Annotated in this window: 1 protein-coding gene; it reads right to left on the reverse strand. The window is 29.8% G+C overall.

Annotation, left to right across the window (positions count from 1 at the left end; translation table 11 throughout):
- Positions 1-225: 225 nt before the first annotated feature.
- Positions 226-1,227: an IS110 family RNA-guided transposase gene (locus ACZ1AQ_RS15080; protein WP_489633688.1), complete on the reverse strand. Its 1,002-nt coding sequence runs from the start codon at positions 1,225-1,227 to the stop codon at positions 226-228.
- Positions 1,228-1,448 lie beyond the last annotated feature (221 nt).

Consider the following 1,448-nt stretch of genomic DNA (forward strand, 5'->3'; position numbering starts at 1 on the left):
TAGCCCCGATTACTATGATATATACAAACTAAAAATTTATTTATTTTTTAGTTTAAAAAAAGACATAACAAGCCTTCGAATAAGAATTACACGAAGGTTTGTTGTGCCTTTCATAAGTTATTTTTATTCGTAAACATCATAAATTTATCAAGATAGGTTTCTTTTCAAATAAACCTGTCTGCTCTTAGCCTAATGAAGGCAAAACTGTAAAAAATGAACGTTTTTTTATGCTGCTTTTCTAACTTCAAATGTTTTGTTATCTCTAACACAAGCACAAATACGATGTACTAATTTGTTTCTTATATTATTAATTACAAGCATTTTGTTTTTCCCTTCAGCCACTTTTTTTTTAAAATATTCTTTCATCTCGGGGTCGTGATTCACAGCTGATAGAGCACACATATGCAAATGCTTTTTAAGTTTTTTATTAGCCATATGGTGAACTCGCGGTTTTGATCTGATGCTTTTTCCTGAAGTATATTCAAAAGGAACCACACCCGCGTAACAAGCTAATTGTCGTGGTGATGAATAGGCTTTAAATTCATTCGTAAAACAGATTAAATATAAAGTCGTTACTTTACCAACTCCAGGAACTGAAATGGCTAGCGAATAAATTTTGTTTAAGTTTTCATCTCCCTTTATCAATACATCTAATTGTTTCTCTATTTCTTTTAGATCCGAAGTAATCCCTTTTAAGGTTTTCTTTTGAAATTTCTCAGAGAGTTTTGATAATTCGGGATCTAAAGATTTTATTTCTTTTGTATTTCGCATTAAAGTAGATTTTGTAAGAATCAACTTTTCTCTTAATGACATTAGACTTCTAATTTTTTCAAGAGTTTTACTGGGAGCTTTATAAATTACGGCATCCTGCAGGTTTTTCATCGCATAAATAGCAATCCTTTCTGCATCAATTTTATCATTTTTACCTCTTTGAAGTCCCATACTTCTTATAATTTTTAAAGACATCTCCACCCAAAGAGAATAATTAAAAAGCATTAAATATTTAATGATTAATTTCCCATACATACCCGTATGTTCTAAGCAAACAAGGGTTTCTAGATTTGTAGCCCTTTGCTTTTTAAGCCATTGATTTAATGCTTTTACTCCTTTGGAATCATTTACAAATTGATTATGAATTGGTTTTTCTTTTTCTCCATTCATAATTAAAACTACATCAAAATACTCTTTGGATACATCGATGCCTAGAAAATGTTTAAATTTGCTCATAAGAAAATGTTTTAAAAATTAGCAACCAACTATTGAATACATTCATATCCTTGATAATAGGCATTATATCCTTAATTACTATTCTGAAGATTATTCAATATAACTGACAAAGTCCTAATCGGGGCATAAGTAGCTAACTTTGATGGAAGATAAGGTTCACTTTGTCAGTTTGGTTGTTGATTAAAAGTACTCTAAATTTATTTAGCAAATCTAAAGGATGG

This window comes from Flavobacterium sp. UM26 (assembly GCF_057922445.1).